The sequence below is a fragment of the Pseudomonas sp. NPDC087612 genome (assembly GCF_044743505.1).
Classification (GTDB): Bacteria; Pseudomonadota; Gammaproteobacteria; order Pseudomonadales; family Pseudomonadaceae; genus Aquipseudomonas.
Map to the genome: position 1 here is coordinate 24,154 of NZ_JBIUWO010000007.1, position 15,855 is coordinate 40,008.

Consider the following 15,855-nt stretch of genomic DNA (forward strand, 5'->3'; position numbering starts at 1 on the left):
GATCATTCTGGCGCAGTTGCGATGAACATAACTCCACCCGTACCCCGCCGCCCTCGCTGGCGCAGCCTGGCCATCCTTGCCGTGTGCCTGGCACCCTTGCTGTGGCCGTTGCAGCACCTCGCCGAGCGCTACTACCAGGACGAACTGGCCGGACAGAACCGCCAGACCCTCGACCTCTACGTCGCCAACCTGCTCGGCACCCTGCACCGTTACGAAACCCTGCCGCAGATCCTCGGCGACCTGCCGGCCCTGCGCGCAGTGCTGGCCGACCCGCTGCGCCTGGAAACCCTGACCAACGCCAACCGCCTGCTCAAGGACATCGCCACCCAGACCGGCGCCGAAGTCATGTACCTGATGGACGCCAACGGCAACACCCTGGCGGCCTCCAACTGGGACAAGCACGACAGTTTCATCGGCCGCAATTTTGCCTTCCGCCCTTATTTCAGCGAAGCCATTGCCGGGCGCCTGGGGCGCTTCTTCGGCCAGGGCACTACCTCGGCCAAGCGTGGTTACTTCTTCGCCGCCGCGGTGCGCGACCGCGATCAGGTGATCGGCGCGCTGGTGGTCAAGGTCGATCTGGACCATACCGAAACCCTTTGGGGCAAGACCCCGGAGCAGCTGCTGCTGACCGACCACAATGGCGTGGTGATCCTGACCTCGCGCCCCGACTGGCGCTTCCGTGCCACCCGGCCATTGAGCGACGCCGAGCGCGAAGCCATCGTTGCCATCCAGCCCTACCCGACCCAGTCACCCAAGCCGCTGACCCTCGACCCCAAGGCCTGGCTGACCCAGACCCAGGCCATCGACGAGACCGGCTGGCAGGTCAGCATCCTCGCCCCGCGCACGCTGATCGACCGCTCGGTACGCACGGTGGTGGCCATCGGCGGCGCCACCTTGCTGGTGCTAATGCTGCTGCTCGGCCTGATCATGCAGCGGCGCCGCCACTACATGGACCGCATCGACTTTGAAGCCCACGGCCGCCAGGAGCTGGAAAAGCGCGTGATCGAGCGCACTGCCGACCTCGAAGGCCTCAACAGCCGCCTCAAGGAAGAAGTGCTGGAACGCGAACAGGCCCAGCAAGAACTGGTGCGCGCCCAGGACGAGCTGGTGCAGGCCGGCAAGTTGTCGGTACTGGGCACCATGTCGGCAAGCATCAGCCACGAACTCAACCAGCCGCTGGCGGCGATCCGCAGCTATGCCGAGAACGCCGAGATCCTCCTCGATCACCAGCGCACCGACGATGCCCGCAGCAACCTCAAGCTGATCAGCGAACTGACCGGGCGCATGGCCTCGATCATCGCCCATCTGCGCGCCTTCGCCCGCCGCGACCGCCACGCCCCGGAAAGCGTGGCCCTGCAGCCGGCGCTGGACGATGCACTGGCGCTGCTGGCCAAGCGTCGGCGGGCAATGGCCGTGGAACTGGTGCGCGACCTGCCAGAGGCAACCCTGTGGGTCCAGGCCGGCGAAACCCGCTTGCGCCAGGTGCTCGGCAACCTGCTGGCCAACGCCCTCGACGCGCTGACCGAAAAAGCCAACCCGCGCAAACTCTGGCTCAGTGCCGAACAGCGCGATGGCAACGTCTACCTGTACATACGCGACAACGGTCCGGGCTTCAGCAGCCAGGCCCTGGCCCGCGCCCGCGAGCCGTTTTTCACCACCAAGACGCGCACCCAGGGCCTTGGCCTGGGCCTGGCAATCTGCGATACCTTGATGCGGGCGCTGGGCGGCGAGCTGCTGCTGGGCAACCACCCGGAAGGCGGCGCCCTGCTTACCCTGCAACTGCGCATCGCCAAGCCCGGCGCCACCCTACCCACTTCGGAGGACCCATCGGCATGACGACCGAGCCGCTCATCGACAGCCGCACGCAGGTGATTCTGGTCGACGATGACCCGCACCTGCGCCAGGCGCTGAGCCAGACCCTCGACCTCGCCGGGCTGAAGATCCTGCCCCTGAGCGACGCCCAGGGCCTGGCCGGGCGCATCGAGCGCGACTGGCCGGGCGTGGTGGTCAGCGATATCCGCATGCCTGGCATCGACGGCCTCGAGTTGCTGCAGCAACTGCACGCCCAGGACCCGGAGCTGCCGGTGCTGCTGATCACCGGCCACGGCGACGTACCCCTGGCGGTGCAGGCCATGCGTGCCGGCGCCTACGACTTTCTGGAGAAACCCTTCGCCAGCGATGCCCTGCTCGACAGTGTGCGCCGCGCCCTGGCCCTGCGCCGCCTGGTGCTGGACAACCGCAGCCTGCGCCTGGCCCTGAGCGATCGCCAGGAGTTGAGCACGCGCCTGGTCGGTCACTCGGCGCCGATGCTGCGCCTGCGCGAGCAAATTGGCGCATTGGCCGGCACCCGCGCCGATGTGCTGATCCTTGGCGAAACCGGCGCCGGCAAAGAGGTGGTGGCCCGCGCCCTGCACGACCTGTCGAGCCGCCGCGACGGCCCGTTCGTGGCCATCAACGCCGGCGCCCTGGCCGAATCGGTGGTCGAGAGCGAGCTGTTCGGCCACGAGCCAGGGGCTTTCACCGGCGCGCAGAAGCGTCGCATCGGCAAATTCGAATTCGCCAACGGCGGCACGTTGTTCCTCGATGAAATCGAAAGCATGAGCCTGGATGTCCAGGTCAAGCTGCTGCGCCTGCTGCAGGAGCGTGTAGTCGAGCGCCTGGGCGGCAACCAGTTGATCCCGCTGGATATCCGCATCATTGCCGCAACCAAGGAAGACCTGCGCCAGGCCGCTGACCAGGGGCGCTTTCGCGCCGACCTGTATTACCGCCTGAACGTCGCACCACTGCGCATTCCGCCGCTGCGCGAGCGCGGCGAAGACATCCTGGTGCTGTTCCAACACTTTGCCCACGCCGCCGGCGAGCGCCACGGCCTGCCAGTGCCGGCATTGCAACCGGCGCAACGGGCGTTGCTGCTGCGCCATGAATGGCCGGGCAACGTCCGTGAGCTGCAAAACGCTGCCGAGCGCTTCGCCCTGGGCCTGGAACTGGCCCTGGACGGTGACCTGCCGCCTGCGGCCGACGGTCCCGTGGCCAGCATCGGCAGCGGCAACCTCAGCGAACAGGTCGAGCAGTTCGAACGCTCGCTGATCGCCGCGGAGCTGGCGCGCTCGCACAGTTCACTACGCAGCCTGGCCGAGGCCCTCGGCATCCCGCGCAAGACCCTGCACGACAAGCTGCGTAAACACGGCCTGAGCTTCGGCGACAACCATCACAGCGATGACCTGGAGGACAACCGTCCATGAGCACGGACAGCCACTACCTCGAATCGGTACTGCACAGCGACATCCCGCTGACCCGGCAAATGGGCCTGCAGGTGCTCGACTGGCAGCAGCATTGCCTGCGCCTGCAGCTACCGCTGGAGGCCAACGTCAACCACAAGAGCACCATGTTCGGCGGCAGCCTGTACTGCGCGGCGGTGCTGGTCGGTTGGGGCTGGCTGCACCTGAGGTTGCGCGAAGCGGGGGTCGATGACGGGCATATCGTCATCCAGGAAGGCCAGATCAGTTATCCGCTGCCGGTCACCGGCGCGGCCATCGCCACCTGCGCGGCACCGGAGGAGAAGGTCTGGGAGCGTTTCATCGCCACCTATCAGCGCCGGGGCCGGGCGCGGCTGAACCTGCACACCCAGGTCAGCAATGCCGGCAGCAGCGAGGCTGCCGTGCTATTCAGCGGCCAGTACGTGCTACACCGCTAGGGCTTGTTGCAGCAGCTTGTCGCGCCACGGCGCGGCCGCCGGCAAGGCCAGGAAGAACGGGTTGAGCAAGGACTCGCGCGCAGGGTAGACGAAGGCCTGGCCATCGAGGCCAAGCACTTCGCCGCCGGCGCCTTCGAGCACGCCCTGGGCTGCTGCGGTGTCCCACTGCGAGGTCGGTGCCAGGCGCGGGTAGCAATCGGCAACGCCCTCAGCCAATAAGCAGAACTTCAGCGAACTGCCGATATTGGCCAGCTCCAGCTCCCCTACCGACTGGCTCAGGCCGGCCAGCAAGGCTTCCTGTTGCGGGCTGGAGTGCCGGCGGCTGGCAACCACGGTAAATCGCTCACCCGCAGTCGGCGCGTTGCGCACGCTGATGGCCTTAGGCACGCCGCCCGCTTCCGCCAGCCAGGCCCCGAAGCCCTTGCCGCCGTAATAGCAACGCCCGTTGGTGGGAATCGCCACCACGCCAAACACCACCTGGCCTTGCTCGATGAGAGCGATGTTGACGGTGAATTCTTCAGTGCCGGCAATGAATTCCTTGGTGCCATCCAGCGGATCGACCAGCCACCAGCGCTGCCAGCCTTGCCGTTCGCCCAGGGGAATATCGCAGTCCTCTTCCGACAACACCGGGATCTGCGGCGCCAGGGCGCGCAAACCCTCGGCAATGACGTCATGGGCAGCCAGGTCGGCGGCGGTGACCGGCGATTCGTCGGCTTTGGCCGTCACCGCCACATCGGCACGCCAGAACGGCAAAATGGCCTTGCCCGCCTGGCGAGCCAGCTCCACCACGTGCTGCATCAGTTCAATATCGTTCATAGCGGGAACACCCCACGCTGGCTCAGCAAGTCGCGCACCAGGTACAGCGCCGCCAGGGCCCGGCCTTCGGAAAACTGCGGATGCTGGGCCAGGGCCGAGAGCTCGCGCAGGTTGATCTTGTCGACACGCATCGGCTCGGGCTCATCGCCTTCCAGGCGTTCCTCGTAGAGGTCGGTGGCCAGCACCACCTGGATCTTCTGGCTCATGTAACCCGGTGACAGCGAAAGCTCGGTCAGGTGCTCCAGTTGCCGGGCACCGAAACCTGCTTCTTCCTTGAGCTCTCGGTCGGCCGCCGCCAGCACGTCTTCGCCCGGCTCGATCAGGCCCTTGGGCAACGACAGCTCGTACTCGTCGGTACCGCCGCAGTATTCCTCCACCAGCACCGCGTGCTCGGCGTCGAGCATCGCCACGATCATCACCGCGCCATAACCGTTGCCGCGCCCGACCAGGCGCTCATAGGTGCGCTCGGCGCCGTTGGCAAAGCGCAATTGCACGGCTTCGACGCGAAACAGGCGACTGCTGGCGACAATCTCGCGAGAGAGGACGGTGGGTTTCTGGCGCATGGGGCGGCTCCTTGGCGTGAACGGGTTACTATACCGTGGCTTGCCCGGCCGCTGCCTAATGACTGTTCGAGAATTTCATATGCCCGTTTTAGCCTGGTCCACCATCGATACCGTCCTGCTGGACATGGACGGCACCCTGCTCGACCTGCACTTCGACAACCATTTCTGGCTCGAGCAGCTGCCCCAGCGCTACGCCGAACTGCACGGCATCAGCCGGGCCATGGCCGAGCTCGAGCTGCAGCCGCTGTTCGAGCAGCACGCCGGCTCGCTGAACTGGTACTGCCTGGACTTCTGGAGCCGCGAGCTGAACCTCCCGGTGCGCGAGCTGAAGCTTGAGACCGCCCACCTGATCGCCCTGCGCCCGGATGCCGACACCTTTTTGCAGGCGATCAAACAGGCCGGCAAGCGGGTGATCTTGATCACCAACGCCCATCGCGATTCGCTGTCGCTGAAACTGGAGCGGGTGGAGCTGGCGCCTTACTTCGAGCGCCTGATCAGCTCCCATGAATACGGCTACCCCAAGGAGAACCCGCAGTTCTGGAGCGCCCTGCAGGCCGATATCGGCTTCAGCCCGCAACGCAGCCTGTTTATCGATGACACCTTGTCGATCCTGCGCAGCGCCCGCGACTTCGGCGTGGCGCACCTGCTTGCGGTGCGCCAGCCCGATAGCCGCAAAGGGCCGCGGGATACCGAAGAGTTCGCCGCGGTGGAAGACTACCGGGCGTTGCTCGAAGGGTTGTGATTACTCGGGGATGCGCAGGGTCTGGCCCGGGTAGATCTTGTCCGGGTGGCTGAGCAGCGGCTTGTTGGCTTCAAAAATCTTGTTGTACTGGTTGGCATTGCCGTACACGGCCAGGGAAATGGCGCTCAGGGTGTCGCCTTTCTTGACCACGACGAAGCGGGCCGCCGCAACAACCGGGCCGGTAACGGTGATCTGGTCATCCACCGACTCCACACCTGCAATGTTGCCCAGGGCCAGGAGGATTTTTTCCTTCTCTTCCTGGGTCGCCACCTCGCCGGTGACCGTCACCTTGCTGCCCTCGACAGTTGTCTGAATGTTCGGATTGCCCAAGCCTACCTTGGAGACATGCTCCTTCAACTGCTCGCTGGCATTGGCATTACCCGGGGTCAACAGGTCGATAAGTTTCTCGCCTGCTTCTTTGACGAAACTGAAAATGCTCATACCGCTCTCCTTGGTGATGAATCTCGGAGCCTGGAGTCTAGGACAGGTTAGAATGCTTCGCCTGCTTTGCGCCGTGGAGCGACGATGGACATCAAACAACTCAAATTCCTCATCGCCCTGGATGAAACCCGCCACTTCGGCCAGGCCGCCGCCCGCTGCCACGTGACCCAGCCAACCCTGTCGATGCGCTTGCGCAACCTGGAGCAAGAGCTGGACCTGGCCCTGGTCAACCGTGGCCAGCGCTTCGAGGGTTTCACCGCCCAGGGCGAGCGGGTGCTGGCCTGGGCGCGCTCGGTGATCGCCGCCTACGATGGCCTGAACGCCGAAGCGGCCGCCTGCCGTGGCCACCTGGTCGGTACCCTGCGCCTGGGCGTGGTGCCGTTGTCGAGCTTCGACCCCTTGCCATTGTTACGGCGCATGCACCAGCAGCACCCGGAACTGCGCTTCGAACTCAGCGCCCTGAGCTCCGAGCAGATCCTCGAACAGCTGACCAGCAACCAGCTGGACCTGGGCGTGTCATACCTCGACCGGCTCGACCACGAACGCTTCCAGGCGCTGCCGCTGGGCGAGACGCGCATGGGGCTTTTATATGATCCAGATCATTTCCGCTTCGACGAGCAGCCCCTAAGCTGGCAACAGCTGACCGAACTGCCGCTGGGCTTGCTCACCGCCGGCATGCATTTTCGCCAGTCGATCGACCATAACTTCCACAGCCGCGGCCTGACCCCGCAGCTGTTGCTGCAGACCGATGCCGTCCATCAGTTGGCCCAGGCCGTCAGCGGCGGCCTGTGCTGCGCGATCATGCCGTTGGCGGCAGGGCTGGAAGTGCTCACCGAACGGCTGCGCCTGCAACCGATCGAACAGGCCTGCACCCTGGCACCATTGGGCCTGATCATGCGCCGCACGGCGCCGCGCTCGGCCCTGGCCGAGGTGTGCCTGGGCGAATATCAAGCGCTGCGCGGCGAGGCTTGATCGACGCCGTCTATCAAAGCATCAGCATTAGCGATTAGACGATACCCGAGCGCAAGCCTAGGCTTAAAGCTGAACAGCCGCCGGTACCTCTGCTGATGAGCACTAAACCCCCGGCCTGTGCGGCGTCCACCCCGCTTGTGACTGCGCCCGCGGCCAGCAACACCTACGACTACTGCCACCTTGACGACGACAGCCAGGCCCATACCGCACTGGCCGAGGAAGTCGCGCTGGCGATCGCCTATAACGGCATCAGCCAGGCCGTGATGCTGGTCAGCCCCACGGACCTTGAAGACTTTATCGTCGGTTTCAGCATCGGCAGCGGCATCATCGCTTCGGCCAACGAGATCTACGACGTCAAGTTCACCGGCAACGGTTCTGCCGTGCATGCCGAAGTCGAGATTGCCAACCGCGCCTTCTGGAACCTCAAGACCCAGCGCCGGCAACTGGCCGGCACCAGTGGCTGTGGCCTGTGCGGTGTTGAGGCGGTGGAGCAGGCGCTGCCCGACCTTGCCGTGCTGCCCGGTGCTCCGCTGCCACCCGCGCAATGGCTGGCCGGCCTGCGCCAGCGCATGGATGCCTTCCAGCCCCTGGGCCAGCACTGCGGCGCGGTGCATGCGGCACTGTTCATGAACAACCAGGGCGAGATCCTCCTGGGCCGCGAAGACATCGGCCGGCACAACGCCCTCGACAAGTTGATCGGTGCCCTGGTGCGCCAGCACATCAGCCTCGACGGCGGCCTGGCGATCGTCACCAGCCGCTGCAGCCTGGAGTTGATCCAGAAGGTGCTGCGCGCCGGCATCCAGACCCTGGTCAGCCTGTCCTCGCCTACCGGCCTGGCCCTGCAGTGGGCACGGCGGCACAACCTCAACCTTATTCACCTGCCCAAACACAGCGCACCACGGGTGTTCAGCCCCGTGCGGGAGAACCGAACGTGAGCCTGCATCACCAAGCCGACCACAAGCCTGTGCCCCGCTACAAACCCTACCACGGCGCCGCTGGCGGCTGGGGCGCGCTGCGCAGCGTGGCCCAGGCCTGGATCGGCAGCGACAATGCCCTGAAGAACATCCGCGCGCTGCTCAAGACCAACCAGAACGGCGGCTTCGACTGCCCTGGCTGCGCCTGGGGCGACTCGCCGGAAAGCGGCATGGTCAAGTTCTGCGAAAACGGCGCCAAGGCGGTGAACTGGGAAGCGACCAAGCGCCGCGTCGATGCCGCGTTCTTCGCCCGCCACAGCGTCACTTCGCTGCTGGCCCAGAGCGACTACTGGCTCGAATACCAGGGCCGGCTGACCGAACCGATGGTCTACGACGCCAGCACCGACCGCTACCAACCAATCGACTGGGATGGCGCCTTCGCCCTGATCGCCGAACACCTGCAACAGCTCGAAAGCCCGGACCAGGCCGAGTTCTATACCTCTGGCCGGGCCAGCAACGAGGCGGCCTACCTGTACCAACTGTTTGTGCGCGCCTACGGCACCAACAACTTCCCCGACTGCTCGAACATGTGCCACGAGGCCAGCGGCGTGGCGCTTGGGCAGAGTGTCGGGGTCGGTAAAGGCACGGTGACTTTCGACGATTTCGAACATGCCGACGCGATCTTCGTCTGGGGCCAGAACCCCGGCACCAACCATCCGCGCATGCTCGAACCGCTGCGCGAAGCGGTCAAGCGCGGCGCCCAGGTGGTCTGCGTCAACCCGCTGAAAGAACGCGGCCTGGAACGTTTCCAGCACCCGCAGCACCCGCTGGAGATGCTCACCAACGGCGACCGCCCGACCAACACCGCCTACTTCCGCCCAGCCCTGGGCGGCGACATGGCGGTGCTGCGCGGCATGGCCAAGTTCCTATTGCAGTGGGAGCGTGAAGCCCAGGCCAGCGGTGCCCCGGCAATTTTCGATCACGACTTTCTCAACCAGCACACCCAGGACGTACTGGGCTACCTGGCCGCGGTCGACGCCACCTCCTGGGAGCAGATCACCGCGCAGTCGGGCCTGACCCTGGCCGAGATCAAGCAAGCCGCGCGCATGTACTGCAAGGCCAAGAAGGTCATCATGTGCTGGGCCATGGGCATCACCCAGCATCGCCATTCGGTGGCGACCATCCAGGAAATCGCCAACCTGATGCTGCTGCGCGGTAACCTCGGCGTTCCCGGTGCCGGCCTGTGCCCGGTGCGTGGCCACAGCAACGTGCAGGGCGACCGCACCATGGGCATCAACGAACGGCCGCCGGTGGCCCTGCTCGACGCCCTGGAGCGCCGCTTCGGCTTCAAGGTACCGCGCCACAATGGCCACAACACCGTCGAGGCGATCCGCGCCATGGCCGACGGCCAGGCCAAGGTGTTTATTGCCCTGGGCGGCAACTTCGCCCAAGCCACCCCGGACACCGTACGCACCGCCCAGGCCCTGCGCAACTGCGCGCTGACCGTGCAGATCAGCACCAAGCTCAACCGCAGCCACCTGCTGCATGGCAAGCAGGCGCTGATTCTGCCGTGCCTGGGCCGGACCGATATCGACCTGCAGGGCCAAGGCCCTCAGGCAGTAACGGTGGAAGACTCGTTCAGCATGGTCCACGCCTCCAATGGCCAGTTGCAGCCACTGTCGCGGCAAATGCGCTCAGAGCCTGCAGTGATCGCCGGGATTGCCAACGCCACCCTCGGTGCCAAGCCTGTGGACTGGAACTGGCTGATCGCCGATTACGGGCGCATCCGCGACCTGATCGACCAGACCATCCCCGGCTTTGACAACTTCAACCAGCGCCTGCAAAACCCGGGCGGCTTCTACCTGGGTAACAGCGCCGGCCAGCGGCAATGGAAGACCGCCAGCGGCCGGGCCAACTTCAAGGCCAACGCCCTGCCGGACGACCTGCTGCACGAGCGTGTGCGCGCCAGCGGCCAGGTGCCGGACCTGATCATGCAGTCGATGCGCTCGCACGATCAGTACAACACCACCATCTATGGCCTGGATGACCGCTACCGTGGGGTCAAGGGCCAGCGCAACGTGCTGTTCGCCAATGAGGCCGACATCGTCCGCCTGGGCTTCCACCCCGGGGACAAGGCCGATATCGTCTCGTTGTGGAGCGATGGTCGCGAGCGGCGGGTCAAGGGCTTCACCCTGCTGGCCTTCGATATTCCGGCCGGCCAGGCGGCGGCCTACTATCCGGAGGTCAACCCGCTGGTACCGCTGGAGAGCGTGGGCGATGGCAGCCACACGCCGACCTCCAAGTTCGTCGCGATCCAGTTGCAACCTGCCAGCGACAACGCCCGGATCCTCTGACAGAATCGGCGGCAAACAGGCACAAAAAAGGCCCTGACATCACTGTCAGGGCCGCGTTCCAAGTAAGCTCAGACACGCGAAAAACGATAAAGTTTCACAGTGAAAACAGTAACTTAGAAAATTGTGTACAACTCGTGTTACTCGTCGGATTTCGTTTGCCAGCCCCCCTCCCCAGCCTCAGGATCGCCTCGTCATCCCTATGAGGCTTTCTTGATGAAGTACTCCTCGATTCTGTTGTTGTCTCTTGGCCTGCTCAGCGGCGTTGCCTCGGCAGGTGGCACCACCGAAGCCGGTATTGGCGGCGCATTGGGTGGGGTACTGGGCTCGGTGGTCGGTCAGTCGATCGGCGGCAGCACCGGCGGTGCAATCGGTGCGGGCCTGGGCGGCGCAGCCGGCAGTGCGGTCGGTGCCGACAAGCGCCAGCGCGGTGAAGCCGCAATCGGTGGTGCCCTGGGCGCAGCCGGCGGCAACGTGGTCGGCCGCAGCATGGGCGGCACCACCGGTAGCTATATCGGTGCGGCCGCAGGCGGTGGTGCCGGCGGCGCGCTGGGTAACTACATGGGCAACAAGGCCGATGAAGACGAGCGCGATGACCGTCGCTACCGTCGCGGCTACGACGACCGTCGTTACTACGACCGTGGCCACCACTACGGCCACCGCAAGCACAAAAAGCACTGGCGTCACCGCTGAAGCCTTTCGGGCTTAAGCCAAACTCCTAGTCCCTGCCCCCATGGGCAGGGATCGCTGCATCACCCCGCGCGTTACCGATCAAGCCCTGCAGGCCGATCTTCCGGCCAGTCCCGGCAGGCCCTGAATTCCCTTCTGCTTGCCAGCCACCTGTGACCTAGGGGCAACCCCGATTCTGGCGGTTATAGCCAGTAGCTATCATCGGCCGTTCCCAATCAGCCAATGGACGCAGGGAATGCGCAGCTATCACGCAAAGACGGCCCGATTGCCCTGTGCACGAGGGGTGTGAGATGCCTGCCGGCAGCCGCCCTCCGTTACTGAGCGAAGCCCAGTTCCTGCGCTTTCGCACCCTGGTCAGCCAGCGCACCGGCGTGTTCCTCGCCGCCGACCGCCGCGCCGCCGTGGCAGCGCGCCTGGGAAAGCGCCTGCGGCACCTGCAACTGGCCTCCTTCGAACAGTACCTGCATCTGGTCGAACAGCCTGATCAGCAGCAGGAACAACAGCGGGTGCTCGACCTGCTGGTTGCCCGCGACAGCTACTTCTTCCGCGAACATCGCCATTTCGAATTCCTCGCCCAGTGGCTGCGCGACATGCCCCGCCCGTTAAGGCTCTGGAGCGCTGCCTGCGCCTCTGGCGAAGAAGCCTACAGCCTGGCCATGGTCGCCAACGAACACGCCGTGAACGACGACTGGAGCGTGCTGGCCAGCGACGTCAGCCGCAACCTGCTCGAGCAGGCAGGCGAAGGCATCTATGACGTCGCCCAGGCCCGTTACTTTCCCGAAGGCTGGCTGCAACGCTACTGCTTGTGCGGCGTCGGCGAAATGGCCGGGCGCATGCGCATGGTGGCGTCCCTGCGCGAGCGCCTGCGGTTTCGCCCGATCAACCTGATCCAGTCGCTGCCCACCGACCTGGGCCTGTTCGATGTGATTTTTCTGCGCAATTTGCTGACCTATTTCAGTCAGGATGAGAAGCAGCGCGTGGTTCATCGCCTGCTGGCCTGCCTGCGCCCGGGTGGCCTGCTGCTGATCGGGCATAGCGAAAGCATCCACGGCCTCGACCTGCCCTTGCGGCCGATCCTGCCCTCGGTGTTCGAACGCCTATGATGGCCGGCGCTGTCGGGACCTGCGGCAGGCCCCCGATACTGATCGCGCCACCGCGCGGCAGCGCTCATCCGGACCGAGCAAACCTGCCGCCCCTCTTCTTTTGCGAAACAGGCTCGAACCCATGCTTTGCCGAATACTACTTGCCGATGACTCGCCGCTCTTTCGAGCGGGCCTGCGAGCGCTGCTCGAACAAAAAAAACAATACGCCGTAGTCGGTGACGCAGGCGACGGCATGACCGCTGTCGCCCTGGCCGAGAAGCTCAAGCCCGACATCATCCTGCTGGACATGACCGCCGACACCCTCGACAGCGAGCAGATCCTGCGTGAGCTGTTTTTGCGCGTGCCCTCAAGCCATGTATTGATGCTCTCGTCGCGCTCGGAGCTGGACTTCGTCATGCGTTGCCTGCAGCTGGGTGCTCACGGGTTTCTGCTCAAGAGCGCCACCGTACTGGAGCTGGAGCAAGCCCTGCAGGCGCTGAAAAACGGCGGCCAGTACCTGTCGTCAGCGGTGCTGCCGATGGTCATTGGCCAGGCGGTGAAGCACAGCCGCAAGCGTCCCAGCGGCAGCACCACGATGCAGTTGACTGCGCGCCAGCTGGAAATCCTGCGCTTGATTGCCCGCGGCGAGTCGACCCGCTCGATTGCCGACGGCCTCGGCCTGAGCGTGAAGACTATCGAGGCGCACCGCTCGCAGATCATGCATCGCCTGCAGATTCACGATGTACCCGGCCTGGTGCTGTTTGCCGTACGCGAAGGCATCATCCGCCTCAACGATTGAGCGGTCTCAGCCTTGCAAGCGCTCCAGTGCCGCCTGCAGCGTGGCCGGCAACTGCGCCGGCCGCCCTGACTCGCGCTCGACGAACACCTGCACCACCTTGCCGGCCGCGCAAGGCTGCCCGTCCTCGACCCGGAACAACGCCAACTGGTACTCCACCGAACTGCCCGCCAGGCGTGCCACCCGCAGGCCGACTTCAAGGGTGTCGGGGAAGGCCGGCAAGGCGAAAAAATCCGCCGCCGAACTGACCACGAACCCGGCCACCTCGCCTTCCTGCAAATCCAGCCCGGCCTGTTGCAGCAGGTACGCCTGGATCGCAGTGTCGAAGTAGGCGTAAACCGTGGCACCGGCGATATGACCATTGAGGTCGCTGTCCTGCCAGCGGCTGAGGATCGGGTGCAGATGGCGGAAGGCTTGGCGTTGTGGGAGTTCGGACATGAGGGACCTGAGACACTTGTGGAAGAGTGCGAAGCTTCCCACAAACACTTCAGAAGCCCTATAGTTGCAATCAACTATAGATTGCATAGCATGGATCGACCTTATGAAGCAGAGACATTCACCCATGCCAACTCATAACATGGACCATGCCGAACTCAGCAAGATGGTCGAGATTGGCTGCATCAACACCACGCATGTAGTCGCGCAAGCGGGGGGCTGGGCTGTTCAAGTCTCCGCCAGGGACCAGGAGCACATACTCACTGCACAACGCAGTGGCAATGTCCGGTTGTTCAAAAAACTCGAGACGCTGGTGAGCTATCTCCAGGCGCTAGGCATTGACTACTTCAAGGTCGACACTTCCAGCTACGACCCCGAGACACTCCAGACCTATCAAAGACCTGATCGTGCCCAGGCCCTTAAAACAGCACATGAAGCGGCGGCCTACGAAACCTGGTTCAGCGCACAAGTCGAAGCCAGCCTGCAGGACACTACTCCGTCAATCGAGGATGATGAAGCTCGCCGCTTGTTCGCCGAGCGCCGCGCAGCGCTGAAAGCTCGTTCGCATTGATGAGACTGGTGTGGCGAGCCATGGCACTGAGCGACCGCGAACTGATCATGGACCACATTGCAGCCGACAACCCGGAAGCGGCAATCGCACCGGAAAACAAAAAGCCGCCCCTGAGGGCGGCTTTTTGTTTACGCAGGCTTCAGCTTACAGCTGTGGGCCAGCAGCCTTGATGGCGTCGGACACTTCGAACTTCTTGAAGTTTTCGATGAACAGGCCAGCCAGGGCTTTTGCAGCTTCATCGTAAGCAGCCTGGTCAGCCCAGGTGTTGCGTGGGTTGAGCAGGTTGGTTTCAACGCCCGGTACGGCCAGTGGCACGTCGAGGTTGATGGTGTCCAGGTGCTCGGTTTCGCTACCGATCAGGGCGCCGCTCTGGATCGCTGCGATCACCGCGCGGGTGGTCGGGATGTTGAAGCGCTTGCCCACACCGTAGCCACCGCCGGTCCAGCCGGTGTTGACCAGGTAGACCTTGGAGCCGAAACCGCGGATACGCTTGATCAGCAGCTCTGCGTATTCGCCAGCCGGACGCGGGAAGAACGGCGCGCCGAAGCAGGTGGAGAAGGTCGACTTGATGCCGCTGCCCGAACCCATTTCGGTCGAGCCCACCAGAGCGGTGTAGCCGGACAGGAAGTGGTAGGCCGCTTGTTCTTCGTTGAGGATCGACACTGGCGGCAGCACGCCGGTCAGGTCGCAGGTCAGGAAGATGACCGCGTTAGGCTCGCCACCGAGGTTCTTCTCGGAACGCTTGGCAACGTGCTCCAGCGGGTAGGCGGCGCGGCTGTTCTGGGTCAGGCTGACATCGGTGTAGTCGGCGTGCTTGGCATCGTCGATGACGACGTTTTCCAGTACTGCGCCGTGCTTGATGGCTTTCCAGATGACCGGCTCGTTCTTCTCGGACAAGTCGATGCACTTGGCGTAGCAGCCACCTTCGATGTTGAAGACAACGCCTTCGCCCCAACCGTGCTCGTCGTCGCCGATCAGGTAGCGGCTTTCGTCAGCCGACAGGGTGGTCTTGCCGGTGCCCGACAGACCGAAGAACAGGGTCACATCGCCCTCTTCGCCGATGTTGGCAGCGCAGTGCATTGGCAGCACGTCGGCAGCCGGCAGCAGGAAGTTCTGTACCGAGAACATGGCCTTTTTCATTTCACCGGCGTAACGCATGCCGGCGATCAGGACTTTCTTCTGGGCGAAGTTGAGGATCACGCAACCATCGGAGTTGGTGCCGTCACGCTCAGGCACGCACTCGAAGTTGGCAACGTTGAGCACTTGCCACTGATCACGGCCAGCAGGGTTGTACTGTTCAGGATTGATGAACAGGCAACGACCGAACAGGTTCTGCCAGGCAGTCTGGGTGGTCATCTTCACTGGCAGGTAGTGATCGGCAGCCGCGCCTACGTGAACGTAGGAAACGAAGTGATCCTGGGCGTTGTTGAACGCCTCGACGCGGTCCCACAGGGCATCGAACTTGTCGGCCGGGAACTTGCGGTTGATCGGGCCCCAGGCGATGGCGTCCTGAGTGGACGGCTCTTCGACGATGAAACGATCCACCGGCGAACGACCGGTACGGTGACCGGTTTTCACGACCAGCGCGCCAGTATCGGCCAGCTCGCCTTCACCGCGGTTCAGCGCTTCTTTTACCAGCTCATCGACGCTCAGGTCGGTGTAGACGGTGTTGTTGGCTTGCGTCATGAGATTCCCCATCCGGCCTGCGGCCGAGTGCTCCAAACGTTTTGTAGTAGAGCTTTGAAAACTACTACAGCGAAAAAAGTGGCCGGATTATGCCAGAAACGC

16 protein-coding genes are annotated in these 15,855 nt (G+C 64.2%); 11 read left to right on the forward strand and 5 right to left on the reverse strand.

The genetic code is table 11. The features are described 5' to 3' along the window. Positions 1 to 21: 21 nt before the first annotated feature. The 3 genes from ACIOVF_RS15605 to ACIOVF_RS15615 are packed head-to-tail and all read left to right on the forward strand — an operon-like array spanning position 22 to position 3,694. Positions 22 to 1,836 (forward strand): ATP-binding protein, encoded by a 1,815-nt coding sequence (locus tag ACIOVF_RS15605; RefSeq protein ID WP_045201178.1) that lies wholly within the window; start codon positions 22 to 24, stop codon positions 1,834 to 1,836. Next, positions 1,833 to 3,242 carry a sigma-54 dependent transcriptional regulator gene (locus ACIOVF_RS15610; RefSeq protein ID WP_093378425.1) on the forward strand — a complete coding sequence of 470 codons (1,410 nt, stop codon included), beginning with the start codon at positions 1,833 to 1,835 and terminating at the stop codon, positions 3,240 to 3,242. The genes ACIOVF_RS15605 and ACIOVF_RS15610 overlap by 4 nt, the downstream gene beginning before the upstream one ends. Continuing rightward, positions 3,239 to 3,694: a YiiD C-terminal domain-containing protein gene (locus ACIOVF_RS15615; RefSeq protein ID WP_045201176.1), complete on the forward strand. Its 456-nt coding sequence runs from the start codon at positions 3,239 to 3,241 to the stop codon at positions 3,692 to 3,694. Before ACIOVF_RS15610 ends, ACIOVF_RS15615 begins: the two co-directional genes overlap by 4 nt. Here ACIOVF_RS15615 and cysQ read toward each other — a convergent pair. Both cysQ and nudE read right to left on the reverse strand, forming a co-directional pair. Beyond that, positions 3,683 to 4,510, reverse strand: a complete 828-nt coding sequence (gene cysQ, locus ACIOVF_RS15620; protein WP_093378418.1) for a 3'(2'),5'-bisphosphate nucleotidase CysQ — start codon at positions 4,508 to 4,510, stop codon at positions 3,683 to 3,685. The genes ACIOVF_RS15615 and cysQ overlap by 12 nt on opposite strands. Beyond that, on the reverse strand, positions 4,507 to 5,073 hold the full coding sequence (nudE, locus tag ACIOVF_RS15625; protein ID WP_038998207.1) for an ADP compounds hydrolase NudE: 567 nt from the start codon (positions 5,071 to 5,073) through the stop codon (positions 4,507 to 4,509). Before nudE ends, cysQ begins: the two co-directional genes overlap by 4 nt. Positions 5,074 to 5,152: 79 nt before the next feature. On the opposite strand from nudE, the gene yrfG reads away from it, so the two are divergent. Continuing rightward, positions 5,153 to 5,815 (forward strand): GMP/IMP nucleotidase, encoded by a 663-nt coding sequence (yrfG, locus tag ACIOVF_RS15630; protein WP_401290637.1) that lies wholly within the window; start codon positions 5,153 to 5,155, stop codon positions 5,813 to 5,815. Here the strand turns inward: yrfG and lysM are convergent, their stop codons facing one another. Continuing rightward, complete coding sequence (gene lysM, locus ACIOVF_RS15635) at positions 5,816 to 6,256, reverse strand: peptidoglycan-binding protein LysM (protein WP_093378408.1); 441 nt, start codon at positions 6,254 to 6,256, stop codon at positions 5,816 to 5,818. Between the two features lie 84 nt (positions 6,257 to 6,340). Between lysM and ACIOVF_RS15640 the strand changes: the two genes are divergently transcribed. The 6 genes from ACIOVF_RS15640 (at position 6,341) to ACIOVF_RS15665 (ending at position 13,064) form a co-directional block, all read left to right on the forward strand. Continuing rightward, positions 6,341 to 7,228 carry a LysR family transcriptional regulator gene (locus ACIOVF_RS15640; protein ID WP_045201172.1) on the forward strand — a complete coding sequence of 296 codons (888 nt, stop codon included), beginning with the start codon at positions 6,341 to 6,343 and terminating at the stop codon, positions 7,226 to 7,228. A gap of 95 nt (positions 7,229 to 7,323) precedes the next feature. Then, on the forward strand, positions 7,324 to 8,163 hold the full coding sequence (fdhD, locus tag ACIOVF_RS15645; RefSeq protein ID WP_045201171.1) for a formate dehydrogenase accessory sulfurtransferase FdhD: 840 nt from the start codon (positions 7,324 to 7,326) through the stop codon (positions 8,161 to 8,163). Then, a complete protein-coding gene (locus ACIOVF_RS15650; protein WP_401290642.1) occupies positions 8,160 to 10,496 on the forward strand; it encodes an FdhF/YdeP family oxidoreductase in 2,337 nt (778 codons plus the stop codon). The genes fdhD and ACIOVF_RS15650 overlap by 4 nt, the downstream gene beginning before the upstream one ends. A gap of 210 nt (positions 10,497 to 10,706) precedes the next feature. Continuing rightward, entirely contained in the window at positions 10,707 to 11,186 is a 480-nt protein-coding gene (locus ACIOVF_RS15655; protein ID WP_176794206.1) for a glycine zipper domain-containing protein, read from the forward strand. Between the two features lie 287 nt (positions 11,187 to 11,473). Further along, entirely contained in the window at positions 11,474 to 12,286 is an 813-nt protein-coding gene (locus ACIOVF_RS15660) for a CheR family methyltransferase (RefSeq protein ID WP_401290645.1), read from the forward strand. A gap of 121 nt (positions 12,287 to 12,407) precedes the next feature. Then, positions 12,408 to 13,064, forward strand: coding sequence for a response regulator transcription factor (locus ACIOVF_RS15665; protein WP_026001197.1), 657 nt, complete (start codon positions 12,408 to 12,410; stop codon positions 13,062 to 13,064). Between the two features lie 6 nt (positions 13,065 to 13,070). On the opposite strand, the gene ACIOVF_RS15670 is transcribed toward ACIOVF_RS15665, so the two are convergent. Then, positions 13,071 to 13,499, reverse strand: coding sequence for a thioesterase family protein (locus tag ACIOVF_RS15670; RefSeq protein WP_093378395.1), 429 nt, complete (start codon positions 13,497 to 13,499; stop codon positions 13,071 to 13,073). 103 nt (positions 13,500 to 13,602) lie between these two features. Between ACIOVF_RS15670 and ACIOVF_RS15675 the strand changes: the two genes are divergently transcribed. Further along, the gene (locus ACIOVF_RS15675) at positions 13,603 to 14,067 is read left to right on the forward strand and encodes a hypothetical protein (RefSeq protein WP_230090912.1); all 465 of its coding nucleotides are present in this window, start codon (positions 13,603 to 13,605) and stop codon (positions 14,065 to 14,067) included. 144 nt (positions 14,068 to 14,211) lie between these two features. Here the strand turns inward: ACIOVF_RS15675 and ACIOVF_RS15680 are convergent, their stop codons facing one another. Then, positions 14,212 to 15,753 (reverse strand): phosphoenolpyruvate carboxykinase, encoded by a 1,542-nt coding sequence (locus tag ACIOVF_RS15680; protein WP_093378388.1) that lies wholly within the window; start codon positions 15,751 to 15,753, stop codon positions 14,212 to 14,214. Between the last annotated feature and the right edge of the window lie 102 nt (positions 15,754 to 15,855).

What these genes read in the sequence shown, in the direction of transcription:
- ACIOVF_RS15605 (WP_045201178.1), top strand. Translation starts at nt 22, where the DNA reads ATGAACATAACTCCACCCGTACCCCGCCGCCCTCGCTGGCGCAGCCTG.
- ACIOVF_RS15610 (WP_093378425.1), top strand. Translation starts at nt 1,833, where the DNA reads ATGACGACCGAGCCGCTCATCGACAGCCGCACGCAGGTGATTCTGGTC.
- ACIOVF_RS15615 (WP_045201176.1), top strand. Translation starts at nt 3,239, where the DNA reads ATGAGCACGGACAGCCACTACCTCGAATCGGTACTGCACAGCGACATC.
- cysQ (WP_093378418.1), bottom strand. Translation starts at nt 4,510, where the DNA reads ATGAACGATATTGAACTGATGCAGCACGTGGTGGAGCTGGCTCGCCAG.
- nudE (WP_038998207.1), bottom strand. Translation starts at nt 5,073, where the DNA reads ATGCGCCAGAAACCCACCGTCCTCTCTCGCGAGATTGTCGCCAGCAGT.
- yrfG (WP_401290637.1), top strand. Translation starts at nt 5,153, where the DNA reads ATGCCCGTTTTAGCCTGGTCCACCATCGATACCGTCCTGCTGGACATG.
- lysM (WP_093378408.1), bottom strand. Translation starts at nt 6,256, where the DNA reads ATGAGCATTTTCAGTTTCGTCAAAGAAGCAGGCGAGAAACTTATCGAC.
- ACIOVF_RS15640 (WP_045201172.1), top strand. Translation starts at nt 6,341, where the DNA reads ATGGACATCAAACAACTCAAATTCCTCATCGCCCTGGATGAAACCCGC.
- fdhD (WP_045201171.1), top strand. Translation starts at nt 7,324, where the DNA reads ATGAGCACTAAACCCCCGGCCTGTGCGGCGTCCACCCCGCTTGTGACT.
- ACIOVF_RS15660 (WP_401290645.1), top strand. Translation starts at nt 11,474, where the DNA reads ATGCCTGCCGGCAGCCGCCCTCCGTTACTGAGCGAAGCCCAGTTCCTG.
- ACIOVF_RS15665 (WP_026001197.1), top strand. Translation starts at nt 12,408, where the DNA reads ATGCTTTGCCGAATACTACTTGCCGATGACTCGCCGCTCTTTCGAGCG.
- ACIOVF_RS15670 (WP_093378395.1), bottom strand. Translation starts at nt 13,499, where the DNA reads ATGTCCGAACTCCCACAACGCCAAGCCTTCCGCCATCTGCACCCGATC.
- ACIOVF_RS15675 (WP_230090912.1), top strand. Translation starts at nt 13,603, where the DNA reads ATGAAGCAGAGACATTCACCCATGCCAACTCATAACATGGACCATGCC.
- ACIOVF_RS15680 (WP_093378388.1), bottom strand. Translation starts at nt 15,753, where the DNA reads ATGACGCAAGCCAACAACACCGTCTACACCGACCTGAGCGTCGATGAG.